19 protein-coding genes are annotated in these 18,706 nt (G+C 68.4%); 8 read left to right on the top strand and 11 right to left on the bottom strand.

The features are described from left to right. Positions 1-52 precede the first annotated feature (52 nt). A complete protein-coding gene (locus tag M1L60_RS14415; RefSeq protein ID WP_253237907.1) occupies positions 53-1,126 on the top strand; it encodes a hypothetical protein in 1,074 nt (357 codons plus the stop codon). A 9-nt stretch (positions 1,127-1,135) separates the two neighbouring features. On the opposite strand, the gene M1L60_RS14410 is transcribed toward M1L60_RS14415, so the two are convergent. Further along, complete coding sequence (locus M1L60_RS14410) at positions 1,136-1,309, bottom strand: hypothetical protein (protein ID WP_253237906.1); 174 nt, start codon at positions 1,307-1,309, stop codon at positions 1,136-1,138. 247 nt (positions 1,310-1,556) lie between these two features. Here M1L60_RS14410 and M1L60_RS14405 point away from each other — a divergent pair, with 247 nt between their 5' ends. Both M1L60_RS14405 and M1L60_RS14400 read left to right on the top strand, forming a co-directional pair. Further along, positions 1,557-1,826: a hypothetical protein gene (locus M1L60_RS14405; RefSeq protein ID WP_253237905.1), complete on the top strand. Its 270-nt coding sequence runs from the start codon at positions 1,557-1,559 to the stop codon at positions 1,824-1,826. 245 nt (positions 1,827-2,071) lie between these two features. After that, positions 2,072-2,992 (top strand): toll/interleukin-1 receptor domain-containing protein, encoded by a 921-nt coding sequence (locus tag M1L60_RS14400; RefSeq protein ID WP_253237904.1) that lies wholly within the window; start codon positions 2,072-2,074, stop codon positions 2,990-2,992. A gap of 15 nt (positions 2,993-3,007) precedes the next feature. On the opposite strand, the gene M1L60_RS14395 is transcribed toward M1L60_RS14400, so the two are convergent. Then, entirely contained in the window at positions 3,008-3,433 is a 426-nt protein-coding gene (locus M1L60_RS14395; protein WP_253237903.1) for a MarR family winged helix-turn-helix transcriptional regulator, read from the bottom strand. A gap of 115 nt (positions 3,434-3,548) precedes the next feature. Between M1L60_RS14395 and M1L60_RS14390 the strand changes: the two genes are divergently transcribed. After that, positions 3,549-4,124 carry a maleylpyruvate isomerase family mycothiol-dependent enzyme gene (locus M1L60_RS14390; RefSeq protein ID WP_253237902.1) on the top strand — a complete coding sequence of 192 codons (576 nt, stop codon included), beginning with the start codon at positions 3,549-3,551 and terminating at the stop codon, positions 4,122-4,124. On the opposite strand, the gene M1L60_RS14385 is transcribed toward M1L60_RS14390, so the two are convergent. Next, positions 4,114-4,707: a hypothetical protein gene (locus tag M1L60_RS14385; RefSeq protein ID WP_253237901.1), complete on the bottom strand. Its 594-nt coding sequence runs from the start codon at positions 4,705-4,707 to the stop codon at positions 4,114-4,116. The genes M1L60_RS14390 and M1L60_RS14385 overlap by 11 nt on opposite strands. 200 nt (positions 4,708-4,907) lie before the next feature. Here M1L60_RS14385 and M1L60_RS14380 point away from each other — a divergent pair, with 200 nt between their 5' ends. Continuing rightward, positions 4,908-7,055 (top strand): ATP-dependent Clp protease ATP-binding subunit, encoded by a 2,148-nt coding sequence (locus tag M1L60_RS14380; protein ID WP_253237986.1) that lies wholly within the window; start codon positions 4,908-4,910, stop codon positions 7,053-7,055. A gap of 33 nt (positions 7,056-7,088) precedes the next feature. Here M1L60_RS14380 and M1L60_RS14375 read toward each other — a convergent pair whose 3' ends face one another. From M1L60_RS14375 to rfbB, 7 genes are all read right to left on the bottom strand, one after another. Continuing rightward, a complete protein-coding gene (locus M1L60_RS14375) occupies positions 7,089-7,298 on the bottom strand; it encodes a hypothetical protein (protein ID WP_253237900.1) in 210 nt (69 codons plus the stop codon). A 147-nt stretch (positions 7,299-7,445) separates the two neighbouring features. Further along, entirely contained in the window at positions 7,446-8,198 is a 753-nt protein-coding gene (locus M1L60_RS14370) for a glycosyltransferase (protein ID WP_253237899.1), read from the bottom strand. Beyond that, complete coding sequence (locus M1L60_RS14365; protein ID WP_253237898.1) at positions 8,195-9,256, bottom strand: beta-N-acetylglucosaminidase domain-containing protein; 1,062 nt, start codon at positions 9,254-9,256, stop codon at positions 8,195-8,197. The genes M1L60_RS14370 and M1L60_RS14365 overlap by 4 nt, the downstream gene beginning before the upstream one ends. A gap of 2 nt (positions 9,257-9,258) precedes the next feature. Continuing rightward, positions 9,259-9,987: a hypothetical protein gene (locus M1L60_RS14360; protein WP_253237897.1), complete on the bottom strand. Its 729-nt coding sequence runs from the start codon at positions 9,985-9,987 to the stop codon at positions 9,259-9,261. A 264-nt stretch (positions 9,988-10,251) separates the two neighbouring features. Next, complete coding sequence (locus M1L60_RS14355; RefSeq protein ID WP_253237896.1) at positions 10,252-12,840, bottom strand: hypothetical protein; 2,589 nt, start codon at positions 12,838-12,840, stop codon at positions 10,252-10,254. A gap of 148 nt (positions 12,841-12,988) precedes the next feature. Continuing rightward, on the bottom strand, positions 12,989-13,825 hold the full coding sequence (rfbD, locus tag M1L60_RS14350) for a dTDP-4-dehydrorhamnose reductase (protein ID WP_253237895.1): 837 nt from the start codon (positions 13,823-13,825) through the stop codon (positions 12,989-12,991). Next, entirely contained in the window at positions 13,825-14,793 is a 969-nt protein-coding gene (rfbB, locus tag M1L60_RS14345) for a dTDP-glucose 4,6-dehydratase (protein ID WP_253237894.1), read from the bottom strand. The genes rfbD and rfbB overlap by 1 nt, the downstream gene beginning before the upstream one ends. Before the next feature lie 46 nt (positions 14,794-14,839). Between rfbB and rfbA the strand changes: the two genes are divergently transcribed. The 3 genes from rfbA (at position 14,840) to M1L60_RS14330 (ending at position 18,099) form a co-directional block, all read left to right on the top strand. Beyond that, positions 14,840-15,712, top strand: coding sequence for a glucose-1-phosphate thymidylyltransferase RfbA (rfbA, locus tag M1L60_RS14340; RefSeq protein WP_253237893.1), 873 nt, complete (start codon positions 14,840-14,842; stop codon positions 15,710-15,712). Beyond that, positions 15,709-16,335: a dTDP-4-dehydrorhamnose 3,5-epimerase family protein gene (locus M1L60_RS14335; RefSeq protein ID WP_253237892.1), complete on the top strand. Its 627-nt coding sequence runs from the start codon at positions 15,709-15,711 to the stop codon at positions 16,333-16,335. The genes rfbA and M1L60_RS14335 overlap by 4 nt, the downstream gene beginning before the upstream one ends. Positions 16,336-16,620: 285 nt before the next feature. After that, positions 16,621-18,099 carry a sugar transferase gene (locus M1L60_RS14330; protein WP_253237891.1) on the top strand — a complete coding sequence of 493 codons (1,479 nt, stop codon included), beginning with the start codon at positions 16,621-16,623 and terminating at the stop codon, positions 18,097-18,099. A 44-nt stretch (positions 18,100-18,143) separates the two neighbouring features. Here the strand turns inward: M1L60_RS14330 and M1L60_RS14325 are convergent, their stop codons facing one another. After that, positions 18,144-18,629: a CAP domain-containing protein gene (locus M1L60_RS14325; protein WP_253237890.1), complete on the bottom strand. Its 486-nt coding sequence runs from the start codon at positions 18,627-18,629 to the stop codon at positions 18,144-18,146. Between the last annotated feature and the right edge of the window lie 77 nt (positions 18,630-18,706).

Below are 18,706 nucleotides of genomic sequence, written 5' to 3'. Positions count from 1 at the left end.
TGAGCCATCATGACACTGGGCGCCATCCGGGCCCGGAGAGGTGCCGAGTTCTGTGGTGAATGTGTTGCTCGACGAGCCGCGTGTATTTCTTTCGTACGGGACCGCGTCGCTCCTGTGCGGTGACGGCGTCGACGACTTCGACCTGGAGGCGCCCTGGGTCGACGAGAGCAACGGGCTGTGCGGCGCCGGTGTGCCGGGCTGTCTGCAGTTCCAGGTGGGCACGCACACCGGGTGGGTGCCGTTCCGGCTCGAGCTGCACGACGCCGAGCCGGCCCTCGACCCGGTGTGGGAGGAAGTCGTGGAGGTCTCCTTCACGGCGCTGTCGGAGGAAGCAGCACTGACCGGGCTGATGGCGGACGCCCACGAGTTCCGCATACCGGTCGGCGCTTATCGGGTCCGGTACTGCGTTCGCGGTTTTGAGGAAGCCGACCAGGTCGAGGAAACACCTGACTCGTACCTGCTGCAGTTCTGGCCGGGCCCGGCGGCGCCGGGCCGGATCGTCAAGCAGACCGGTGAAAGGGCGGCCTATTGGCATCGCGCGCGACGCACGCAGACCGAGCAGGAACAGCGGGAGGACGAACAGGCCGCGGCCGACGAGCTCGATCGGCAGGCGCGTGAACGATGGGGCGACCGCGTGCCGAACGAGCGGCTACGGCGGACCTCGGAGTTCGGCGTCGGCCTCTATCTCGATGCGCTTTCGCGACTCGACATGAATCTCGAGTTCGCGCTGGCCGAGACCGACGACCGGACGCACCGTCAGGTGGCCGCGTGGGGCGCGTTGCAGTGCCTCGAGGAGGCGGGTCTGATCGGACTGCCTCAGCTGGCGCCGGCCGTTGCCGCACTGCGCCGAGGCGAGCCCGCACCGCCGCCCTTCGACGACTCCGCCCATTGCTGGGGCGTGCTCGAACGGGTGAAACCGCCTCGGACGAGTGTGCCGGTCCCGCCCGACGGCGACTACGAGCAGTCACCCCAGGACTGGGCCATCACTATTCTGTTCCATACGGCCGAGGAAGATTCTTTGGTGGCCGCGATGGAAGTGGTCGTCTGCCTGGCCTTCGTGCATGGCCGCGACGGCTACCGCCCGGCCTTCGCCAACCTGCGGCGGCGGTTTCCGCAGTTGGGATGACTGTGCCGGTCAGTGGCCGAGGGGGACCCGGGCCAGGGCCGTGCGGGCCGAGACGGCCAGGGCGAACGTCCGGGTCGACATAGTCTTGAGCAGGTTCAGGCCGAGGGCGAAGACGAACCAGCCGGCGAGACGCTGATTGCCGGTCAGGAACGAAAACGGCAGCGAGCCGACCCAGAAGATCACCGCGAACAGCGCACAGCCGGCAACCGCCCGGACGGTTCCGGAGAGCTCGCGCCTCGCGGCGCTTCCGGGCGGTCAGGTACGCCGTCGAGCCCGGGGTCAGGCCGCCGGGCTCGGGGCCGCGGAAGCCGGGCGGGATCGGGTGGAACGCGTCCGCCGGCAGCCCCGAGCGGGTTTCGGCGGCCGTCCAGCTGCCGGTGCCGCCGCAGACGTTGCAGGGGCTTTCGGCCAGCACGGCCTGACCCCGTACGTGAAGCAGCCAGCCGATGCCGTCGCAGGCGTGACAATGGTCGTCGCCGGTGACCGCGCGCGGCCGGTGGAACGCGGGAATGTCGGTGAGCGTAAAGACCTGCCAATCAATGGCAGTGGTTCCCCCGTACGCGGCCTGGCCCTGCTCCTGGAACCGCCGGTGCAACTCGGCCGCATGCCGTTCGTGCTCGGCCTCGGCCGGCGTCCGGAAGAACGCCTGCAGGAGTGTGTGACCGCCCTCGACAATGGCAGCCGATCACCGGGCCGGTAGGCGAACTCAGCGAAACGCTGCCGGCGCCACGCGTTGACCTGATCCTGGTACACCTTCTCCACCGGAGTGGCCTGCACATCGATCAAAGGCGGCTCCTGCCGTGATCAGGGCGCTACTGAGCCTGGCTTACCGAACAGCGTCGCACAAATGGCCGATGTCGCCCAGGGCACCCGTAGCTTGATCGGATTCGGGCCGCTACCGTGATCTCCAGCGCATTCAGTGGACTTCGGCGAATCGAGTTCTCCGTGAAGCTCTTCCTCAGCTGGTCGAAGTCTCGCAGCAATCAGATAGCAGTCCTGCTGCGCGAATGGATTCCGAGCGTGATCCAGCGTGTCGAGCCCTGGATGTCCAGCGAGGACATCGACAAGGGGCAACGATGGGGTATCGAGTTGTCGGAGATGCTGGCCTCGACTTCACACGGACTGCTGTGCGTAACGGCTGAGAACGTTAGAGAACCTTGGCTCAGTTTTGAGGCAGGGGCTCTGGCGAAGTCTGTCTCCATCGCCCGCGTACGTCCGGTCCTGTTCGATCTTTCGCCGTCTGATGTGACAGGTCCGCTGGCTCAGTTCCAAGCAACCTCGCTCACGGACAAGGACGATGTCTACCGCCTGATGGCGTCATTGAACTCGGGCACCGAGAAGCCTATGGCCGACCCCCTCCTCCGAAAATCCTTCGAGCGGGCCTGGAGCGAGCTCGACGCCGCGGTGCGGGGCATGCTGCACGAATCGGCGGAGGACATCGTCGGCCCGCTCCGGCGGCCCGACGAGAAAATTGATGAGATTCTCGATCTGGTTCGAGACATCGAGCGTCGCCACAGAAGTGCAGGCTGGCGCCCCGCAACCACGGAGCCCGGCAATATCGTCGTCGATTTCTCCGAGATCAATCACCGACTGGGCGCAATGACGTACGACGTTCAGGACTTCAATTACGTCAGCGATTTCCTCAACCACTTGTTCTTCAATATCAAAGACTTCGTGCCAGCGTTCACTTTCGGTACGGTATGGCAGCTCAAAGACGTGAAACGAGACCTCGTTCTCCGCAGTCTGGAGACCGGCTGGTCCAAAGGCCTCGACCGTAAGATAGACAAGAGATTTCTTGTGGACGCGGGACTGCGACCGGGAATGATCCTCGCCGCACAGCGGATGGACACCGCCGGCGAGGACTAGCAGCGGCTAACCGCGTCATCGCGGCGATTCGGGTGGCTGTAGGTCGGGGTCGGCGCTCAAGGCGAGGTCCCACAGCGACCGGCGGAGCGCCTGCATCCGCCGGGCGCCGAGCACGGCCTGCCAGTCGGCCTCGATGCGAGCTTCCTCGGCCACGGCGATGGGTAATCCGGCCCGGCCGCGGGCAGTCAGCTGGATCAGGCGGGCCCGGCCGTCGGACGGGTCCGGGACGCGCTGCACGTAGCCGGCCGCCTCGAGGCCGTTGACCAGGGCCAGGGCGGTCTGCTTGGGGATGCGGGCGCGGTCGGCCAGGACGACCAGCCGGGTGCCGTCGAGGTCGATGCCGGCCAGCAGCCGGGCCTGGGCGCGGGTCAGATCCGCGAAGCCGGCCGAGGCAAGAGCGGCAAGGATGCGGTCCTCGGCCGTCCGGAAGGCGATGAACATCAACCAACCGGACGACACATCGCGGTCCACATTCAGCCTCTCCGGCAGTCCCGATCAAGACCGGGAATTAGTACCATCATCGTACTAGATGACGCCGAGGAAGGGAGCGGGCGTTGTGGACGACATCGAGGTCTGGGCGGCTGTCGACCAGCGCCGCCGCGCCATCGTGGAGCTTCTCAGAAGCCTGGACGCCGGCGAGTGGAACACGCCGTCACTGTGCCCAGGGTGGACGGTCAGAGATGTGGCCGCGCACCTGACGATGCCGGTGCTGACCATGCGGCAGATCGTCGCCCTGATCGAACGGTCGGCGGGACACCACCGCGCGTTCTTCGGCCTGACCTGCCGCGAGTCGCTCATCGACGCCATCGGCCACACCTTCGACATGGCCATCCCGCTGGGCCGCGAGATCCACTTTCCCGCGGCCGTGGTGGCCGAGGCCGCCGACCGAGTGGTCTCCTACCACGGTCGCGGGAACGCGAAGGTCTTCCGTTCGCTGCCGTGGGCGTCGTTCCGCCTCACCGCGACCGACCACGACTGGTCCGCGGGCGACGGCCCGCCCGTGACCGGCACCATGACCGACCTGTTCCTGCTGCTCACGGGGCGCGACGCCCGCATCGACGGCCTGCTTGGCCCCGGGGCCGACGACCTGCGGCGAGCCGCCGCCGCTTGCCGACCGGGCGTCAGACGGTGAGCAGCCGGTCGAGCGTCCGGCGGGCGGCCGGCAGCGCGCCCCGCAGGCTCACCGTGCGGAGTTCCTGGCCGAGCAGCCGAGCCGCGTCCCGTACGCGGGGATCCGAATTGTGCTCGCCGGCGGTGAGCGCAGTCTCGACGCGGTTCCACAGCCGCCACGTGTCGTCGTCGAGGAGCAGGCGGGCGGCCTGGTCGAGGGCGCCGCACGTGATGTCGGCCGCGGCCTCCTCGCCCAGGTCGGCCACCCACGACAGTTCCTCGGCGGCGGGCTTCAGGGCCGGCGCCTCGTGCTCGACCGTCGCGTAGAGCATGGCCAGCACCGTGCGCACGCCGTCCACCGTGGGCGGGAAGCGGCCGGCCAGGTGCGCGGCCCGGCCCAGCGGCAGGTCGACGGCCTCGCGCGTGTCGCGAACGCGGGCGTGGAACGGGCGCTGTTCGCGCTGGGCGAACACCACCGGCCGGCGGCCCTCGGCAAGCATCCGCGCGGCGACCGAGTAAGGCACTCCGAGCTGGGCGGCCAGGGCGCGGACGGCGCGGCGGCGGGCGCGGTCGGGTACGGGGTGACGGTGCTTGGTTCCGGTCATCGCGGGCCTCCCTTGCCGCCATCGTAGGACGGCGAGCGTTATGGTGAGGGGGCAGCGCGCCGGCACGAGCGTTGCGCGGCTCCCCACGCGGGCCGCGCGGACACGCCAAGAGGCTTCGACTCAGCGCATCTCACCCGTCACGCGATGAACCGCGTCTATCGGTGAGGTGCGTGGGCCCTCGCCGCGAGGACGTGATTGTCGTGTTCGAACGCTTCACCGACCGGGCCCGCCGAGTGGTCGTCCTGGCCCAGGAAGAGGCCCGGCTGCTCAACCATCACGCCATCAATTCCGACCATTTGCTGCTCGGTCTGATCCGCGAGGGCGACGGCATCGCCGCCCGGGCATTGGCCGATTCCGGCGTCACGTTCGAATACGTCCGCGGCCGGCTGGAAGAGGGCGACGAGCCGCCCGGCGTGCACATTCCCTTCACGCCCCAGGCCAAGAGCGTGCTCGAGGGCGCCCTGCGCGAGGCGCTCAAACTCGGCCACAACTACATCGGCACCGAGCATCTTCTGCTCGGTCTCCTACGTGACGGCTTTCTGCAAGATTTTCCCGTACGCCGGCACGTGCTCAGCCTCCTGCAGGCGTCCCCACCCCCGGCGCCGGCCGCCGCTTCACACCTACTCGACCAGTTCGGCGACAATCTGACCAAGCGCGCCGAAGAGGGCCGTCTCGACCCCGTCATCGGTCGCGACAAAGAGATCGAACGGATTGTCGTCGTGCTGTCGTGCCGCAAGAAGAACAACCCGATCCTGCTCGGCGAGCCCGGCGTCGGCAAGACGGCCGTGGTCGACGGTCTGGCCCAGCTCATCGCGCGCAACGAGGTGCCGGAAACGCTCACCGGCAAGCAGCTCTACACGCTCGACCTGAGCTCGCTGGTCGCCGGTTCCCGCTACCGCGGCGACTTCGAGGAGCGCCTCAAGAAGGTCGTGGCCGAATGCCGCACCCGCGGCGACATCATCCTGTTCATCGACGAGATCCACAGCCTGGTCGGGGCGGGCGCGGCCGAGGGCGCGATCGACGCCGCCAGCATTCTCAAACCGATGCTGGCCCGCGGCGAACTGCAGACGATCGGCGCCACGACCACCACCGAATACCGCAAGTACTTCGAGAAAGACAAAGCACTGGCCCGCCGTTTCCAGCCGGTTCAGGTCGACGAGCCCACGGTCGCGCAGGCCGTCCAGATCCTGCACGGACTGAAGGCGGCCTACGAGAAGCACCACCGGGTCTCGTACACCGAAAACGCTCTGACCGCTGCGGTCACGTTGGCCGACCGCTATATCGCCGACCGTTTCCTGCCCGACAAGGCGATCGACCTGATCGACGAGGCGGGCGCCCGCAGGCGCGGCCAGGGTGAGATCGGCTCGGCGCAGATCGCGGAAGTGCTGACGATTTGGACCGGGGTGCCCGTCCACGATCTGACCGAACGGGAATCGACCCGGCTGCTGCGCATGGAGGACGAACTGCACCGCAGCATCATCGGCCAGAACGAGGCGGTGGCCGCGGTGTCGCGCGCTGTCCGGCGTACGCGGGCCGGTCTGAAAGATCCCCGGCGCCCGGCCGGCTCGTTCATTTTCGCGGGCCCGAGCGGCGTCGGGAAGACATCACTGGGCCGGGCGCTGGCCGCGTTCCTGTTCGGATCGGAGGACGCCCTCATCCAGCTCGACATGTCGGAGTTCCAAGAGACGCACACCGTTTCGCGTCTGGTCGGGGCGCCGCCCGGCTATGTCGGCCACGACGAGGGCGGGCAGCTGACCGAAAAAGTGCGCCGCATGCCGTTCTCGGTCGTGCTGTTCGACGAGATCGAGAAGGCGCACCCGGACATCTTCCACACGCTGCTGCAGATTCTGGAGGACGGCCGCCTGACCGACGGCCAGGGTCGCACGGTCGATTTCAAGAACACGGTCATCATCCTGACGACCAATCTGGGTACCGGTGCGACCGCTCCGGCCGGCTTCGGCAGCCGGCGCGAACACCGCATCGACGACGCCCTGAAGAACCATTTCCGCCCCGAGTTCCTCAACCGGATCGACGAGACCATCGTCTTCCCGCAACTCACCGAACCCGAGGTCTTGCAAATCGTCGACGTGCTGATGACCCGGATCACCGCGCAGCTGAGCACCCGCGAAATCACCGTGGAACTGACCCCCGCGGCCCGCGAACACCTGGCCCGCAAGGGATTCGACCCGCTGATGGGCGCCCGCCCGCTGCGCCGAACCATTCAGCGCGAGATCGAGGACGCCCTGGCCGAGCGAATTCTGGTCGAGGCCCTGCACCCCGGCGACCACCTGACGATCGACACCGAGGGCGACGGCCTCACGTTCCGGAAACTGGAACCCGTGCACTGAGGCGGGCGGGGCCGGAAGGCCCCGCCCCGGCCGTCAGAGGCGCTGCGTCTCGGTGGTCGATTCGTGCAGCTCGGCCGTCGTCTCGGTCACGAACTTGCCGGTCTTGGCGCTGCGGTGCACCTCACGGTCACCGTCGGAGCTGCCGTCGACGTGCTCGGTCGTGGTGTGCTCAGGGTCGCGCTCGGCGGTGCTCTCCTTGACGAACTTACCGCTGCGGGTGCTCCGATTGACGTCGCGTTCCATGCGAACCTCCCAGTCTCGACTACCTCGTTCCCTCAGCTGTTCCCCATCGAGAACCGACAAAAACCACGAACCGTCGATCCACACTCCACGCAGCAACTTCGACGGATGGCCGGGGCGTCGAGCCGGCTACTCGCTGCCGTTACCGATTCAAGCCGGGCGGAATCGCGCTGCGATCAGGGATCTCAACGTGTCGTGCCGCCGCGCCGTCCGCCAAACGTCGCCGATCATCAGCCCCAGAAGGCGGAACGCTCGCATCAGGCCCAGATCTGCTCGGATGTCGCGCCACACGACGGGCGACGCCACAATCGTCATACCGGCCTTCTTGGCGAGATAGATCAGTTCGACATCGAAGCTGTAGCCATCGGTCGCCACACTGGCAGCTATCGGCTTGAGCCGGGCTGAGGAAGCCACCTTCAAACAACACTGGGTGTCACGCAGATCGGGAAGGACCGTCGCGCGCGTGAATACGCTGAAGAGCCAACTCGTCAGACGCCTGCTGGCCGGCCCCCGGCCGACCGTGACCGATTGCGGATGACGCCGATCACCGAGCACGAGCGCCGACGGGTTCTGTTGAGCGACACCGATCGCCAGCGCGATCGAGGACGGATCGATCGGCAGGTCCGCGTCGGTATACGCTATGTATCGCCCGGCGCACTCCTTGATGCCCGACCGCAGCGCAGCTCCTTTTCCCATTCTCACCGGATGCCGGATCATGCGAATTTCAGCCTCCGCGAAGGTCGGCCGACCGCCGTCGCTGCTACCGTCGTCCACTATGATTATTTCGTAATCCTCGACGAGCTCGTTCAGCTGACGGGCCAGTCTGGAAATCGTAACGGGAAGAGAAGCCGACTCATTATACGCAGGGAGCACCAAGGAAATCATCGGGCTCTGCGAGCTCATTCTCCTCCTTTGTCGCCGCGCTGAACCTCATGCAGCCACTGCCTCAATTCGGCAGCGTACGGAGAATCGTCTCCCGCCAGGGCCGAGGTGAGTTCGGATCTCGTCGCCGCCCATTCTTCATCAGCCGGGTCGAGTCGCCCGATGCTGGACCAGACGGTCTCACCGAGCCGGGCGCCCAAGGTCTCCGTGCATACCTGGCGTGTGACGGCACTCCAATCCTCGGAATCCGACCGGAGCGCCCGTGCGGCCGAGATAATCGGAATCTCTGACAGTCTCAACTGCTTCATGGGGTTGAAACCGATCAATTCAAGCTGATTCATGTTCTGCCGGACGTCGTCGATCTTCGGAATGAGACGCAACTGCGCCTGATAGCCTTGCCCATCGTTGACCGGGAAGTTGTACCAGAGGGCGGGCTTCCGCCGGTACTGTCGAGTTATCCCCGCCACAGAATGGTGGTCGATGCCCTCGCTCATGAGCGTGGAACCACTCCAGAAGATCGATACATCGCCGTCCACCTGCGACCAGGTTCGACGGTAGTCGTCCCGGTCGGACACCGAGATACCGACTTTACTGACATCGTCCGCATAGAGCGTCGGACACACGGCGACTCTCAGTTGTGAACGAAAAGCGGCGGCGACGGCGCGCGTGATTTCCACCTGTGTGTCGACCAGCAGGTGCCGGCCTGACATCGGAGATCCGTCGAAGCGCAGCAGAAGCATGTCGATGTCGCCCATGAATGGCGTCTTCATCAGCGTGTCGACGATGTCCGAAAGCTGCCGCTCCGACTCGACGGCGCGTTCGTCGGGGAACGCTGAGATGCCGAGCCTGATCCCCGCCGACCTGGCCGCCCGGGCCAGATGGGCGACTTCTTCCTCGCCAACTCCGTAGAGGTCGAGGGGAGCACGGCGATCATTCGGTTCCGGGCGAGAACCTATCAAATAGAAATCGAGCCCGTCGGCCGCCAGCCGCTCCATGAAGGCCTGGCGTTCCTGCCTCGACCGCTTCGTTCTCTTGGCTGCGTCGATGACGCCCACGGGAACCCGGTTCACTGCAATCATATTCAATAGTCTCTGGTGATTGAATGCACGATCCGCGACGTGGTGATATCGCGTTCGGCCACATCGGCGCGGACAAGCGTGCAGTGATGAGCGGTGCGCCCGATGTTCCGGATCGAGTTCTTGAACTCTTGTGACGATAGCGTGCGAGCAGCCGCCAAAGTGCCGACACGCAGGCATCCAGAGATGACGGTGACGCGTTTCTGCGGGTCGGCCGGATTCGGAAAACTGTATATCACGCCGAAGTCGGTGACTATCTGCGTACCGTCGAGAACCGGGGTCGCCGGCTCATGGCCGGCCACAACCACGGTGTACACATCAAATCTGGCGAGCACTTTCCCCTGGGCCTCCAGCGCCCGCAAGGCAGCCTTCGTCAGCGAATTCACATTCGGCCCGCCCACGAAGATGCAGTCCCGATTATTGGTTACCGATGCCCCGACTTCTTCCACCGTGGCCACCGATACCCTGGTAGCGGAATTATGGCTCAGTGCGTCGAGCGCCACGGCCAGCATCGCAGCGACGTCACCGGCCCGTATGATCCGATTGGCATCGCCGATGGCGGCCTGACTGCCACACACCACCAACGTCTCGCCGCGCGGCGAATAGATGATGAATTCACCGATTCCACGAAAGCGCCTGAATATCGACTGCCGCTGCCTGTAGAGGTATCCCAGAGCGAAGGCTATCGGGGCGGCGAGAATGTTTGCGAGTAAGCCAAGCATCCAGTTCGACATCGCTCAGTCCTTGCAGGGATCGAGTATCTGGTGCACGTCGTTTCCAGGTCCAGGCATTTCCGTGGCGCACAGAGCATGAGCGGATGTCTTTGACGCCGATCCGGTTTGGACGTTGACAGCCTAACACCAGGACAGCGCACCGGCATTACGCTCTGATCCGGCAAGTCAGGACGGCTTCATGCTCCAAGAAGTTGGGCTCCTCGTGCGACCTACGGATATCGGCCGGAACGTGCGTGGGCCCGGTTCGGCCCGGGGGGGGCCTGCTCAGGGCAGCAGGGTGCGGACATGGGTCAGGGCGGGTTCGGTCAGGGGGAACGTCACGGTGCCCTCGTGGTCCTGGCGTTCCAGGGTCCACTCGTGGTGGAGGCGGCGGATCGTCACCTGGATGTTGGGGGCCTCGCCGTGCCAGACCGCGTCGCCGCGGGAGGCGCCGTAGCGGGAGCGGGAGAGGGCGCTGATTTTGGCCACGCTCGCGCAGGCTCGGCAGCGGCCGTCGGGGGTGGCCCGGCAGTTGCCGCAAACCGGGCCGCCGCACAGGCTGCACGGGGTGGCGCCGTCCGGGCACGCTCGGCAGGTGTCGGTCAGGCAAGTAGCGCAGGTTCGCACGCTCGCCGCCAAGTGGTGGCTGCGGCACAAGTAGGCCTCGGTCAGCGGGTCGCCGCCGGCCGCGTCGGGCACGTGGCCCTGGGTCTCGCCCGGTTTCACCTCGTACGTGAGCTGCAGTTGGATGCCGTCGGGGCGGGACCAGACCTCCTCGACCTCGAGACCGATCGCGACCCGGGCCGTGCGCGGCGGGTCGGCGGTGACGAGCCGGGTCAGCTCGGCGATCAGCGCGGGCGGCAGGTCGGTCGGCGCCTCGGGAGCAGCGCCGGGCTCGCCGGGGGCCACCGCGGCCTGCGCGCGGGCGGGCGGCACCGCTTCGTCGGCCGGCGGTGCGACCACGCCGGCGTACCAGAGGCGGCGGTGCTGCCTCGTCGCGCCGGCGATCGTGATGCCGGTGAAGTCGTCGGCCGTGGTCAGGGCGGTGACCGAGGCGATCACGCCGGGGGCGACCAGGGCGGCGCCGACCAGCGCGCGGGTCAGGTCGTCGGGCTCCCCCGTGATCCGATGCCAGACCGGATCGGCGGCGTCGCGGCGGACGCCCAGCAGCGCGTGGGCGCCGACGCGGGCCAGCACCGCCTCCCACTCGCCGAGCCGGGCCTGCGAGACCACCTCGGGCTGGGGGTTCCAGTCGGCCTCGGCCCACCACACGGACGCTTCGGGCGCCGCCCAGGCCACCACCGTCTCCTCGGTCGCCGGGCCCGAAGCAGTCCGGTGTACGAGACCCCGTGCGTCCACCGCCACCAGGTCTTCCGTCCGCATGCGGCAGGCCACGAGCCGGGCCCCCGACGGGCCGCCCGGCGCTGAGGGGCCCGGGCCGCCCGCGATCGGCACCGGGCCACCCGGGAGCACGGCGGCCAGCGCGCCCAGCAACGTCTCGTCCGGGGTAGCTCCATCGGCGGCCGGCGGCGGGTCGAAGGTGCCGGCCGCCCGGGTCGCACCGGTCATGACGGCCCAGTGCAGCGCTGTGTCGTTCGTACGGGAAAGGATGAGCCAGTCCGGCGGCGCGGGCGCACTGGGTTGCTCGGGCAAGGCGTGAACGTCCACGTCACCGGCGCCGGCCAGGCGCGCCGCGGCGATCCGCAACGACAACAGCGGGTCGTCGGCCGCGGTGGTCCAGCGCACGATCTCCGAGCCGTTCAGCAGTACGACCTCCCGGCGATGCGCCCCGGCCAGTGTCACCACCGTGCCGCCGTCGTCGGTCGCGGTCAGCACGGTCAGCCCGTGGGCGCCCAACTCCTCGGGCAGGTCGCCGGCCGAGCCGGGAGCCAGCGCAGCACAGGTCAGGCAGAGCGTGTCGTCGCGACAGGTGCGGCAGACGTCGCGCGCGCAGATCCGGCACGGCTCCACGGCGAGCACCCGCGAGCAGGCCCCGCACGACTTGTCCCCGCACCGGTCGCAGCTGGTGTCGGGCCCCTCCACCCCGTCGCGGCAGGTGCCGCAGGCCGGGCGGTCGCACGCCTCGCAGGCGAACAAGCGGGCCACCTCGCGGCAGCACGGCCCGTACACGTGACCGCAGGCCGGGCAACCGGTGGCCCGGCTGATGTCGAAGAAGTGGCCGAGGCTGTCGACCGAGACCTCGCGATGCAGCGTCTCGCCGCTGGGCAGCGTGATCGCCAGCGGCGCGTCGGGCGCGAACGGGGCCCGGCCCTCGGGCTGGTCGAGCGGCCGCCCGGGCGCGACCTGATAAGTACGCGAGGTGCTGCCGTGCGGCGACTGCCACGTCTCCTCGATCTCGAGGCAGTCGGCCAGGGCCACGGTGTCGAGCGGCCGGTCGAGAGCGACCAGCGCGGCCAGAAGTTCCGGATCGGCGACGACCGGGGTGTCGTCGGGCTGCAGGCCGGCCTCGGACAGGCCGGTCACCATCGGCTCGCCGGTCGGGTCGGCCAGCACGATCGGGGCCAGTTTGCGGACTTTGCGCGCCACCTCGGTGCCACGCACCGGCGTGCTGAATTCGAGCCGGGTCGAGGCGGCCCGCCAGGGGTGCCGCACCAGCACGCGGTCGGGCGCCCCGGCCTGACGGGCCAGTTCGGCCTCGGCGTTCAGGGTGGCGCCGGGCCGGCCCGGCACGAAGAATCGGGTCCCGTCGCTCAGCCGGATCACGTACGAGCGGTGCAGGCCGTCCACCTCGACGCGGACCTCCCCGGCCTGCCCGCCGGCCACCGCCCGCGCACCCGCGACCGGCTCGTGCTCGGCGGCGGCCCACTCCACCGACCCCGACGTGAGCAGGGCAGCCTGCGATGACTCCGCCACGACTGTCCGCCCTCCGCCCTCGCCGATCGCAAAACTCGATCGTAGAAGGGCCGGCCTCGACCCGGATGCGCCGAACGGCCCCGGGAAACACCCGGCTGACGAGCGGCGCCGTCCGAACGACCGAAACCCGGTGGGCCGGGATCGCCGGTCAGGTGGTGAGCAGGGCGGGCATCGCCTCGGTCAGCATCGGACGCCAGTCGGGCAGCGGGGCGACACCGGACGAAGCCCACCGCTGATGGGACAAAACACTGTAAGCCGGACGCCGGGCCGGGCGGGGGAAGCGGTCGCTGGTCGTCGGCCGGACCCGGGCCGGGTTGAGGCCGGCCTCGGCGAACACGGCCTGGGCCAGCCCGAACCAGGTGGTCGAGCCGGCCGCGGTGCCGTGGTAGACGCCGGGCGCCGCGCCCGAGCGTGCCAGCGCCACCACCTGCCGGGCCAGCGCCCACGACCACGTCGGTGGGCCGGTCTGGTCGTCGACCACGTCGACCGTGTCGCGGTCGGCGGCCAGGCGCAGCATCGTGCGGACGAAGTTGGGGCCGTGGGCGCCGTAGAGCCAGGCCGTGCGGACCACGTAGCCGCCCGCGGCGAGCACATGGCCCTCCCCGGCGGCCTTGCTGCGACCGTACGCGTTGATCGGGGCCGGTGGGGCGTCCTCGGCGTACGGCGTGGTGGCCCGGCCGTCGAAGACGTAGTCGGTGGAGAGGTGGATGAGACGGCGGCCGGCCGCGGCGGCCAGATGGCGTACGGCGTCGCCGTTGACCGCGGTGGCCGCCTTCTCGTCGGCCTCGGCCCCGTCGACGTCGGTCCACGCGGCCGCGTTGAGCACGAAGCGGCCGCCGTCGGCCGCGGCCTGCACGGCCACCGGATCGGTGATGTCGAGGACGGCGTGGCTGGGCGCGAGCACGTCGGTCTCGCCCGCCTCGGCCAGGGCGGCCTGCAGGTCCTGACCGAGCATGCCGCCGGCCCCGGTGATGAGCCAGCGCATCAGGCGGTCTCCCGCGCCTTCAGGGGCTCCCACCACGACCGGTTGTCGCGGTACCAGGCGACCGTGGCGGCCAGCCCGTCGTTCAGTCCGATCTGCGGGGCGTACCCCAGCTCTTCGGAGATTTTGGTGATGTCGAGCGAGTAGCGCCGGTCGTGGCCCTTGCGGTCGGCCACCGGGCGCACCATGTCCCAGTCCGCGCCGCACGCTTCGAGCAGGCGGCCGGTCAGTTCGCGGTTGCTCAGCTCGGTGCCGCCGCCGATGTTGTAGACCTCGCCGGCCCGGCCCTTCTCGAGCGCGAGCTGGATGCCGCGGCAGTGGTCGGAGACGTGCAACCAGTCCCGCACGTTCGCGCCGTCGCCATAGAGCGGAACCTGCCGGCCGTCCATCAGATTTGTGACGAACAGCGGGATCACTTTTTCCGGGAACTGCCGGGGGCCGTAGTTGTTGGAGCACCGGGTGACCACGACGTCGAGGCCGTGGGTGCGGTGGGCGGCCAGGGCCAGCAGGTCGGAGCCCGCTTTCGAGGCGGCGTAGGGCGAATTCGGCTCCAGCGGCCACTTCTCGGTCCACGAGCCCTCGTCGATCGACCCGTACACCTCGTCGGTCGAGACGTGCACGAAGCGACCAGTCCCCGCAGCCCGGGCCGCATCGAGCAAAACCTGGGTGCCCAACACATTTGTGCGTACGAACGGCATCGCCCCAGCAATCGACCGATCCACATGCGATTCGGCCGCGAAGTGGACAATCGCGTCGTGGCCGGGCAGAAGCTCGCGCAACAGGTGGTCGTCGGTGATATCGCCCCGGACGAACCGCAGCCGTGGATGGGTCTGCGGGAGGTTGTCACGATTGCCCGAATAGGACAGTGCGTCGAGGACAGTAACGGTGGCCCCGGCACTATCGTCCTGAAGGAGGGCATGGACATAGGCCGATCCGATGAAGCCGGCTCCACCGGTCACGAAGATGTGCACGGCTGGCGAGTGTAGACAGAGTGGCAGCTCTGCGTAACCTTCGCTGGTGCGCGGAATTCTGCTCGCCGGGGGAACCGGCTCGCGACTCTGGCCCCTTACCATCGCGACCTCGAAGCAACTGATGCCCATCTTCGACAAACCGATGGTCTACTACCCGCTGACCACCCTGGTGTCGGCCGGGATCCGCGAGATCCTGGTCATCACCACACCCGAGGACCAGCCCCAGTTCCGGCGCCTGCTGGGCGACGGCAGCAGCCTCGGACTGTCCCTGTCGTACGCCGAACAGCCGGAACCCGACGGCATCGCGCAGGCCTTCCGGATCGGGGCCGACTTCATCGGTGACGAGCCGGTGGCGCTGATCCTGGGCGACAACATCTTCCACGGCGTCGGGCTGGGCCGGCAGCTGGCCCGCTTCCGCGAGCCGACCGGCGGGCGGATCTTCGCCTATCCGGTGGCCGACCCCGAGCGGTACGGCGTGGTCGAGTTCGACGCCGGCGGCCGGGTCGTCTCGATCGAGGAGAAACCGGCGGAACCCAAGAGCACGTACGTGGTTCCGGGGTTGTACTTCTACGACGCCGACGTGGTCGCGATCGCCGACAAGCTGGAGCCCAGCGCCCGGGGCGAGCTCGAGATCACCGCGGTCAACGAGGAGTACCGGCGGCAGGGCCGGCTCGACGTGACAGTGCTCGAGCGGGGCACGGTGTGGCTCGACACCGGCACGTTCCAGTCGATGGTGCAGGCGTCCGAGTACGTCCGGGTCATCGAGGAACGGCAGGGCCTGAAGATCGGCTGCGTCGAGGAAGCGGCCTGGCGCCTGGGTCTCATCTCCGACGACGAGGTGCGCGTGCTGGCCCGCCCGCTGCTCAAGAGCGGCTACGGCGAATACCTGATCCGGCTCCTGGAAGGCGGCCTGCGGTGAAGATCCGACCGTTGAGCATCGAGGGCGCGTACGAGGTGACGCCGGCCCAGCACGGCGACGATCGCGGCGTCTTCCTCGAGTGGTACCGCTTCGACGCGCTGGCCGCCGCGGTCGGCCACTCCCTGGATCTGAGGCAGGCCAACCTGTCCACGTCGGCCCGGGACGTCGTCCGCGGCGTCCACTTCGCCGACGTGCCGCCGGGACAGGCCAAGTACGTCACGTGTGTGACCGGCGCCGTCCTCGACGTGGTGGTGGATCTGCGGATCGGCTCGCCCACGTTCGGCGCCTGGGAGTCGGTGCTGCTCGACGACCGCGACCGGCGGGCCGTCTATCTGGCCGAGGGGCTGGGCCACGCCTTCTGCTCGCTGAGCGACGGGGCGACGGTGGCCTACCTGTGCTCGGCCACCTATCGGCCCGGCCACGAGCACGGGATCCACCCGCTCGACCCCGAGCTCGGCATCGTCTGGCCCACGGCGGCGCCATCGTTGTCCACGAAGGACAGCGCCGCGCCGTCGCTGACCGAGGCACGCGCCCGGGGGCTCCTCCCGCGCTACGACGAATGCCGGGACTTCGTGGCCGGCCTGCGTCGGGATCAGGACATTGACCGACCGGCTCCGTCTTGATATGTCGACCGCAATTCTGTGGGGGTGCGCGGCGATGCATGCCGAAATGGCCGGAGGTCCGTTGTGACCACTTTGGACACCGTTTCTGAGTGCCGCTCATCCGAACCGGCAAAGGTCTCGCACGGAAAGGCGTAGCGCGATCGGGCGACCATTCAGCAGTCTTTCTCTTGTGTGTCCGGCGCGTTACCGCGTGACCTGGGAGCACGGCCCGCCAGCCGGCCCCCGTCCGGGCCACAGCGTGGCGGTTGTCGATGACGGAGGCACCGAGTGCGGACAGTCGATACGATGTCGACCCTTGACCTCAGGGATCGAAAACCCCAGCTCACCAAGCTTCCGACCCCGGGGCGGGCCCGCTCCGGGTGGCAGAGCCGGTACGTGCTCACGCTGCACCTGCTCGACTTCCTGGTCGGGCTCGCGGCCGCCGGCTCGGCGCTGCTCCTGCGGTTCGGGGCACCCAACCGCGACCCGTTCGCCCGTGACTATTTGTTATTGACGTTCATAATTCCCTTGGCCTGGCTGACCTGCCTGACCCTCAACCGCGCTTACGAACCCCGCCACCTGTTCGTGGGCACCGACGAGTACGCCCGGGTATTCCGTTCCGGATTGGCCCTGACGGCCGGCCTGGCGATTGTCTCGTTCACATTCAACCTGCGTTTGGCCCGCGGCTACATCGTCATCGCGATCCCGCTGGCCGTGGTCGTGAGCCTCGCCGTCCGCTACGTCTACCGCCAGCTGCTGCACCGCCGCTGGGCCCGGGGCCGGCAGCTGCACCGGGTCATCCTGGTCGGGCACGAGCGGGCCGTGGCCGACATGACCCGGCGGCTCAGCCGCGAGCGTCACCACGGTCTCGACGTCATCGGCGCCTGCCTGCCGCCCGGCCGCCACCGGGACGGTTTCACGCTCGGCCTGCCGCCCATCTTCGGGGCGTTCGACGGCATAGCCACCGCGGTGGCCCGGGCCGAGGCCGACACCGTGGTCGTGTTGTCCTGTCCCGAGATCGACGGTCCCGCCCTGCGCCGGCTGGCCTGGCAGCTCGAGCGGGACGACATCGACCTCATCGTGGCCAGCACGCTGGTCGACGTGGCGGGCGACCGCACCACGATCCGGCCCGTCGACGGCCTGCCGATGCTGCACGTCGAGCACCCGCGGCTCAAGGGCAGCGCCCGGCTCGTCAAGGCCGCCTTCGACCGGGTCGGCGCGTTCGTGTTGCTGACACTCAGTTTCCCGGTGCTGGCCGTCGTGGCCGGCCTGGTCATGTTCGGCCCCGGCGGCCGCGGCCCGGCCGTGTTCCGGCAGGAACGCGTGGGCAAGGACGGGCGCCTGTTCACCCTGTACAAGTTCCGCACGATGGTGGTCAACGCCGAGGCCCGGCTCATCGAGCTGCGCAACCTCAACGACACCGACGGCGAGCTGTTCAAGATGCGCAAGGACCCGCGGGTCACCCCGGTCGGCCGGTGGCTGCGGCGATTTTCACTCGACGAGCTACCCCAGCTGGTGAACGTGCTGAAGGGCGACATGTCGCTCGTCGGCCCACGGCCACCGCTGGCCAAAGAGGTGGCCGGCTACCCGTCCGACATGCTGCGGAGGCTCGTGGTGAAGCCGGGACTGACGGGGCTGTGGCAGGTATCGGGGCGCTCCGACCTGTCGTGGGAGGAGTCGATCCGGCTCGACCTCACGTACGTCGAGAACTGGTCGCTCTCCATGGACCTGGCCATCCTGGCCCGCACGGTCAGCGCGGTCGCGCGAAGCTCCGGGGCGTACTGAGAAAAAAGGGGCCTCACCCGTGACGGGTGAGGCCCTTTGCTACGTCAGTAGCCGAAGTTCTGGGTGTAGTACGGGGTGCCGTTGGACGCCTTGGCGATGCCGATGCCGACTGCGATCGCCTTGCAGTTGAGGATGTTGGCGCGGTGACCCGGGCTGGCCATCCACGCGTTGACCAGAGCCGAGGCGCTGCTGAAGCCGTAGGCCACGTTCTCGCTCAGCGGGCGGTTGTAGCCGGCCGCCTTCGAGCGGGTGATGAAGGTCGACTTGTTGGCGCCGACGTGGCTCATCTTCTTGGTGCGGGCCTGGTAACCGCTGTGACCGGTGGCGGCGCGGGTCAGGGCCGGGCTCACGACGACAGCCTTGCACCCGTGGGCGGCGCGCTGCTTGTTGGTCAGCGTCACGATGTCGCTCTGCATCTTGGCCGTGGCGGTGACGGCGGCCTGGGCGGACGACGCGAACGCGATCACGACGAGCAGGGTGGCGGGGATCATCGCGATCAGGGCCAGACGCTTGGTGATCGAAGAACGCATCGATTGCCTTCCGGTAAGCGGTCCCGGTGTCTACCGGGGCTCTCACCGTTCTAGTTCGGCGCTGAAGCAGCCGACTT

The sequence above is a fragment of the Paractinoplanes aksuensis genome, assembly GCF_024137025.1.
Taxonomy (GTDB): Bacteria; Actinomycetota; Actinomycetes; order Mycobacteriales; family Micromonosporaceae; genus Actinoplanes; species Actinoplanes aksuensis.
Note: the sequence above shows the minus strand (reverse complement) of the source record. Positions and strands in the feature narration are given on the sequence as shown.

Excerpts from the sequence above, each read along its gene's own strand:
- M1L60_RS14395 (WP_253237903.1), bottom strand. The coding sequence starts at position 3,433 with ATGTTCATCGCCTTCCGGACGGCCGAGGACCGCATCCTTGCCGCTCTT.
- M1L60_RS14385 (WP_253237901.1), bottom strand. The coding sequence starts at position 4,707 with ATGACCGGAACCAAGCACCGTCACCCCGTACCCGACCGCGCCCGCCGC.
- M1L60_RS14375 (WP_253237900.1), bottom strand. The coding sequence starts at position 7,298 with ATGGAACGCGACGTCAATCGGAGCACCCGCAGCGGTAAGTTCGTCAAG.
- M1L60_RS14370 (WP_253237899.1), bottom strand. The coding sequence starts at position 8,198 with ATGAGCTCGCAGAGCCCGATGATTTCCTTGGTGCTCCCTGCGTATAAT.
- M1L60_RS14365 (WP_253237898.1), bottom strand. The coding sequence starts at position 9,256 with ATGATTGCAGTGAACCGGGTTCCCGTGGGCGTCATCGACGCAGCCAAG.
- M1L60_RS14360 (WP_253237897.1), bottom strand. The coding sequence starts at position 9,987 with ATGTCGAACTGGATGCTTGGCTTACTCGCAAACATTCTCGCCGCCCCG.
- rfbD (WP_253237895.1), bottom strand. The coding sequence starts at position 13,825 with ATGCGCTGGCTCATCACCGGGGCCGGCGGCATGCTCGGTCAGGACCTG.
- M1L60_RS14330 (WP_253237891.1), top strand. The coding sequence starts at position 16,621 with ATGTCGACCCTTGACCTCAGGGATCGAAAACCCCAGCTCACCAAGCTT.
- M1L60_RS14325 (WP_253237890.1), bottom strand. The coding sequence starts at position 18,629 with ATGCGTTCTTCGATCACCAAGCGTCTGGCCCTGATCGCGATGATCCCC.